The 6,807-nt window shown below is 40.5% G+C and carries 6 protein-coding genes; 1 reads left to right on the top strand and 5 read right to left on the bottom strand.

Annotated elements, in window-relative coordinates:
• On the top strand, positions 1–272 hold a 272-nt coding region (locus K6G87_RS13610; protein WP_296838382.1), incomplete at its 5' end, for a helix-turn-helix domain-containing protein.
• Between the two features lie 67 nt (positions 273–339).
• On the opposite strand, the gene K6G87_RS13615 is transcribed toward K6G87_RS13610, so the two are convergent.
• The 5 genes from K6G87_RS13615 to K6G87_RS13635 form a co-directional block, all read right to left on the bottom strand.
• Positions 340–2,148 carry a bifunctional homocysteine S-methyltransferase/methylenetetrahydrofolate reductase gene (locus tag K6G87_RS13615; RefSeq protein WP_296838385.1) on the bottom strand — a complete coding sequence of 603 codons (1,809 nt, stop codon included), beginning with the start codon at positions 2,146–2,148 and terminating at the stop codon, positions 340–342.
• Positions 2,149–2,162: 14 nt separating this feature from the next.
• Positions 2,163–3,119 carry an ABC transporter permease gene (locus K6G87_RS13620; protein ID WP_296838387.1) on the bottom strand — a complete coding sequence of 319 codons (957 nt, stop codon included), beginning with the start codon at positions 3,117–3,119 and terminating at the stop codon, positions 2,163–2,165.
• A complete protein-coding gene (locus K6G87_RS13625) occupies positions 3,116–4,273 on the bottom strand; it encodes an ABC transporter permease (RefSeq protein ID WP_296838390.1) in 1,158 nt (385 codons plus the stop codon). Before K6G87_RS13625 ends, K6G87_RS13620 begins: the two co-directional genes overlap by 4 nt.
• Positions 4,270–5,808, bottom strand: coding sequence for an ABC transporter ATP-binding protein (locus K6G87_RS13630; RefSeq protein ID WP_296838392.1), 1,539 nt, complete (start codon positions 5,806–5,808; stop codon positions 4,270–4,272). The genes K6G87_RS13625 and K6G87_RS13630 overlap by 4 nt, the downstream gene beginning before the upstream one ends.
• 297 nt (positions 5,809–6,105) lie before the next feature.
• The coding region (locus tag K6G87_RS13635) for a BMP family lipoprotein (protein WP_296838394.1) at positions 6,106–6,807 on the bottom strand (702 nt) is incomplete at its 5' end.

Genomic DNA, 6,807 nt, shown 5'->3' on the forward strand with positions numbered 1-6,807 from the left:
TGTTAAAAAAGGCTCATATGAGTAAGTCCTACTTCCTGCAGCTATTCAGACAGTATATGGGTACAACTCCCTATAACTTCCTGACCAACTACCGCATCACACAGGCAAGGGAGCTTCTGGATCTTACAGACCTTCCCGTAAGCCAGATAGCAACAAAAGTTGGCTTCAATGATGAATCCAACTTTTCCACAAGATTTTCAAAGATTACAGGACAGAGCCCTTTGCAGTATAGAAAGAGCGCAATTGCACAGAATCAGACAGCGTCATCATAAGAAAATTCCAGATGCCCGAACTACCCATTGAGAATGCAGACCAATCCCAATGGGTAGTTTTAGTAAATTATAATATTTTATCTAATAAGTAAACTCTGTTAAATGGTATAGAGAAGTAATATCCGTCGCTGAATTCTTTGGTCTTGGCTATAACATCTCTAACTACAGATACACCGACCATCTCACCTTCTTCACGGCTCATATCAGGCTTATATCTTGCTATCACTTCATCAGGAACATTGATACCGGACATCTCGTTCTGGATAAAGAGTGCGTTCTTATAGCTTACAAGCGGCATAAGACCACAGAAAAGCTTAACCTCAGGATTTGCCTCTTTCATTTTGTCTTTGAAGAAGGCAAGCTTCTCTATATCCTCATCAGAAAATACTGGCTGTGTAAGGAAGAAGGAAGCTCCTGCTTCTATCTTCTTGATCATACGAGAAAGCTCGACATTTGTGTTAGGCCTGTTATATGATAATGCTCCGCCATAAGTGATAGGATCCTTATAAAATTCTTCTCTGTTAAGCTCTGCAAGAACTTTCATAAGTCCTACAGAATCAAAGTTAAATACACTTTTGGCTTCCTGTCTCATAAGTGTCGGTACAGGATCTCCTGTAATAGCAAGTACATTCCTGATACCATTCATATAAGCTCCAAGGAGGCCGCTTCTAAGACTTATGATATTTCTATCACGGCAGCATATATGAGGTATAGTTGCTATTCCCGTCTCAGTGGTAACTTTAAGTCCTGCCAGGATAGAATCTGCTCTGGTTCTTCCTGATGGTGAGTCAGGCAGTGTTATGGCATCCACATGATATTTGGTCAGTGCATTGGCGCTGTCCATGAGCTTTTTGTCATCTGCTCCAAAAGGAGGGGCAAGCTCAACTGCTATGAGTTTATCTGATGTCTTGCCTTCCCAGAATGCAGAATTTTTCTCTCTAACCTTGATATCAGCATCCAAATCACCTTTAAATGCATGAGGTTTTTTAGTGCCAAGATCTAGTTCAGAGATTGCCTGAGTGAATTTCGGGTCTGTTCCGCAGCATCCGCCTACGATATCAGCTCCAAGTGATGATATCTCTTCTATCTTGGAAGCAAAGTACTTCTCATTGCCTGAGAAGATAGGCCTTGAAAGCATACCCTGAGGAAAGCTTGCATTAGGGAATGCTGATACATACTTTATACCTGTGAAGTCTATCTCATCAAGGATATTCCTCATAGATGCAGGTCCTATACCACAGTTAAGTCCTGCCGCATCAACGAGCTTTTTAGCAGACAATTCTTTTATTATATTTCTAACATGGATACCTTCGTTAGTATAGCCATGCTGATTGGAACATAGCGAAACCCATACAAAAAGATCAGGCTCGGTTTCCTTTTTTTCTCTGAGCCAGTTAAGAGATTTTAGAATATTATCAATTCCAGCAAAAGTTTCGAAAAGGAATATCTTAATTCCGCTGTTGTACATAGTCTGGACCATGAAAAAATACTCTTCAGAAATCTTCTCATCGTCCTGACCTGGAATAAATGGAATCGGTCCAACATCACCTGCTACAAAGATCTGTCTAATGTCAGTATCAGATGCATCAGAGTACAGCGAAGCAGCCATAAATGCAAGTCTGCATCCCGCTGATATATGATCGCCCAGCTTCTTCATGTCAGGCCCGAGATTCAATGTATTACAGGCAAATGTATTGGTCCTTATAAGATTAGCCCCAGCTTTAATATAATCGCTATGGATATCGATTACTTTGCTGGGATCAGTAATATTAGCGCATTCGGGAAGAGCGCCCGTCCCGTACTTTGATGCAAAGTATGTTCCGAACGCTCCGTCTGCGAGCATTATTTTATTATTTAAATAATTCTCAAATGTCATATAATGTCCAGTCCTTAACGGGCACTCTTATCGTATGGAATACCCTCAGCTTTAGGTGCTCTCGAGTTCATAGATGTAAATGCAAGAACTATAAGAGAGATGATGTATGGCAACATGTTGTAGAAAGTACTTGGCAAGCTTAGCTGTTTTAAGAAAGCAAAACCTGTATAAACGTTTGAAAGTGCTCTGAAGAAACCAAACAGTATAGCTGAAAGTGCGATGAGGTGTGGTTTCCACTGACCGAATATCATAACTGCAAGTGATAAAAAGCCAAATCCGGCAACACCGTACTCAAATTTCCATTCACTAACACCTGCAGTAATATATACGATTCCGCCAAGTCCGCCAAACATACCTGATATAAGTACGCCTGACCATCTCATCTTGTTAACATTAATACCTACACTATCTGCAGCCTGAGGATGCTCACCGCAGGCCATAAGACGAAGACCAAACTTTGTCTTATAAAGAAGTACGTATGCTACAACAAGAGCGATAACTGCTATAGCCATGAACCAGTTGAACTCAAAATTTCCAAAATATACAAGAAGTGCTTTCTTGGCATTAACATATGAAACTGTAGCTGATACGTTATCAGGATCAGCAATTGTATTCATTGTCTTTGCTATGATAGTAGCAACTGCTGTAGCAAGCATGTTAAGAGCTGTACCTACAAGAGTCTGGTCAGCCTTAAAGTTGATGCAGGCTATACCAAGAAGACATGAATAGATCATACCTGAAAGCATAGAGCATATAACAGCTGCAAGTACTACGACAATCGCAGGAACGCTGCCAGCAGCAAAAGATGTGTTAAAGCTCTTAAGAGCCATGGCTCCGCCAAATGCTCCCATAACCATTATTCCTTCAAGTCCCAGGTTGATAACACCGGAATGCTCTGCATAACATCCTCCAAGTGCTACAAGCATAAGAACTGATGTAAACAAAAGTGTGTACTGAATCAGAGGTATCATTTACCTTCGCCTCCTTTCTCTGTGTTAACAGCCTTCGTATTCTCAAGGCTTTCTTTTGCGGCTTTTTCTTCTTTGTTACGAAGGTAATTATTGATGCAATACTTAAAGAAAAGAGTAAATCCGCAAAGGTAGATGATGATAGCTGACATAAGATCAGCGATCTGAGAAGGATATACGTTCAGATTGATCTTAGATCCTCCAAGTGTGATATGCTCAATAAAATATGCTGCAAATACAGTTCCTATAGGATTAAGTCCTCCAAGGAATGTTGCTGCGATACCATTAAATCCCATGTCCGGAACACTTGAACTTGTAGTTGTCCACTGCTCCATACCTGTCAGATAGTACATACCTGCGCCCATTCCGGCAAGAGCACCGCCTATAATAAGAGTTATGATGATATTCTTACTACCCTTCATACCTGCGTATTTGGCAGCTTCCTTGTTGTAACCTGTAGCAATAAGAACATATCCAAGAGTTGTACGCTGCTGGATGATATATATAAGGATCGCAATGATGATAGCAAGAGGAATAGCGATTCCTACGTACTTGTTACCACCAAATATATTCTCAAGACCAAGGCTTGGAAGAAGTGACTGCTTACTAACAGACTTGATTGGAATAGTGTATGGACTTGTTGACTCTTTAACATTACTTGTAAGCATGTTAACAAGATAAAGTCCTATCCAGTTAAGCATGATACCTGAGATAACTTCATTAACATTTCTGTAAGCTTTAAGAAAACCTACGATAGCTCCCCATACAGCGCCTACTACTGTAGCAAGAAGAAGGCATACTATCCAGGGAAGGTGCCATGCAAGTGCAGCATAAAGGCTGATTCCTGCACCAACAGCATACTGTCCTGCTGCTCCGATATTAAAAAGACCGGTCTTGTAACAGAACTGTATTGAAAGACCACACATAATAAGAGGAGCAGTCTTAACAAGTGTACTTCCGAGGTTTTTAAGTCTGAGGTTTGCCTTAGAAGCCGACAGAAAGTTCTGAAGAATTGTTGTCATAGCTTCGTTAGCACCTGCAGGATTGATACACAAAAGTACTATATAGCAGATGATAACACCAAACAAAATGCACAGAAGCGATGAGATTATCGTCTGAAAAGCATTTGATTTCAAAATACTCTTTTTTGTCTTCATGCTTTAACCTCCTCCCTTCTTGCACCTGACATATACATACCTATTTCTTCTCTCGTTGTTGTCTTAGGATCAAGCTCACCAACGATCTCACCTTCATACATTACCAAAATTCTGTCTGACACACTAAGAACTTCTTCAAGTTCAAGAGACACAAGAAGAATACCCTTACCTGCATCACGCTCTTTAATGAGCTGACTGTGAATATACTCTATAGCACCAACATCAAGACCTCGGGTTGGCTGAACCGCAATAAGAAGATCATGTTCTCTGTCCATCTCACGTGCAATGATAGCCTTTTGCTGGTTACCACCTGACATGCTTCTTGTAATAGTTGCTGCACCCTGACCTGAACGAACATCAAACTGCTCGATAAGTCTGTTGGCATAAGTTCTTATATTCTTTTTCTTAAGGAATCCAAGACTTGTTCTGAACTCAGGCTCAAAGTATCTTTGAAGGACCATGTTATAGGCAAGTGAATAGTCAAGGACAAGTCCATGTCTCTGACGATCTTCAGGAATATGTGAAAGTCCTGATGTATTTCTTTCACGGATACTCATCTTGGAGATATCCTTGCCATCAAGATTTACTGTACCACCTGTAGCCTTAGTGATACCTGTAATACCATATACAAGCTCAGACTGACCGTTTCCATCAATACCAGCTATACATACGATCTCGCCCTTACGTACCTTGAAAGATACATTATTAACAGCATTCTTGTGATGATGACTTGAAGGAACCACAAGATTGTTTACTTCAAGGACAACATCTCCAGGCTTTGCGTCTTCTTTGGATACAACAAGCTGAACATCACGACCTACCATCATCTTACTGAGTTCTTCCTTGGTAGTATCAGCAATGTTAACTGTTCCAATATATTTACCACGTCTAAGTACTGAACATCTGTCAGCTACAGACATGATCTCATTAAGCTTATGAGATATGAAAAGAATTGACTTACCTTCCTTGGCAAGATTCTTCATAATGAGCATAAGTTCATCAATCTCTGATGGTGTAAGAACAGCTGTAGGCTCATCAAAGATAAGGATATCGTTATCACGATAAAGCATCTTAAGAATTTCTGTCCTTTGCTGCATACCAACAGTAATATCCTGGATAAGAGCATCCGGATCTACCTTAAGGCCATACTTTTCTGAAAGCTCCATTACGCGCTTTCTTGCCTCTTTTTTCTGTAAGATGCCGTGTTTTGTTGTTTCTACACCCAGAATAATATTGTCAAGAACAGTAAAACACTGAACAAGCTTGAAGTGCTGATGAACCATTCCTATGCCAAGATCGTTGGCATCATTAGGATTGTTTATCTTAACTTCTTTACCATCCTTTTTTATGATACCTTCTTCAGGCTGATACAATCCGAAAAGAACACTCATAAGAGTACTTTTACCTGCACCGTTTTCTCCAAGAAGTGCATGGATCTCGCCCTTTTTGAGCTGCAAAGATATATTGTCATTTGCAACTATTCCGGGGAATCTTTTCGTAATGTTCAGCATCTCAATAGTGTAATTATCCTGCATGCTGAATTCTCCTCTTTAAATATGATCGTTATTATTTCACGATTTGGTCTCAATCATGACCACAGCTCGCCAATCTATTACCATTAACCACCGCTATGTCGATAGCTAATTTACAGGCCAATTACAGGCCAAAAGTCAGATTGCCGAGCTCTGAACAGGATTTTGAAAGTGGACTATAAATGTAAATCTCTACAGAATCATTTTATACTCCCAAATAACCAAAAGCCATTTTATAAAAAGACTGCGGAAATTTCAAGTATTTCCGCAGTCTATTTTGTTATGAACTATTTGTGATAATTATTTAATGCTTTCCTGATATGTTCCGATTGTAACGTTAGTTGTAGCAATGGATGAAGGATCAGCATTTGAAGAATCGTTGTTAACTGTTACTTCGCCATTGAACATAGCTGCAACAAGAGCCTTGTAATCATCTTCTGTGAAGCCATCATTGTAAAGTGTAGAATCAGCGAGGCTTACATAGTTGAGTGAAAGGTCATCAGCTGATACAAGACCAAGATTCTGGATCTGTCCTGCATAGTTGTCCCACTCACCATTCTGGATAGCTGAAAGAAGTGTGTTAACAGTAGCTGTAAGACCCTTACAAGCTGATGTAACTGTCATTCCTTCGCCATAAGAGCCATCAATTGTACCCTGCTGGTCAACGTCAACACCGATAACCTTGCCGTCAACCTTCTGAGCTGCTTCTGCTGCTGATGTGTAGATACCACCACCGCAAGCAAATACAACTTCTGTTCCGCCCTGATACCATGTATCCATAACAGCTGTGATATCAGAATCGCCGTAGAACTGTCCGCCGTATGCATAGTTGATTGTTACATCAACGCCAAGCTCAGCTGCTGCTGCATCTGCGCCCTGTACGAAACCAAGACCATAACGGATAACTGCAGGAACAGCCATTCCGCCAAGGAAACCAAGGTTTGTATAGCCAAGCTTTACAGCTGCATAACCAGCCATGTATCCAGGAAGCTCTTCCTGATA

It is taken from the genome of Butyrivibrio sp. (assembly GCF_024699075.1).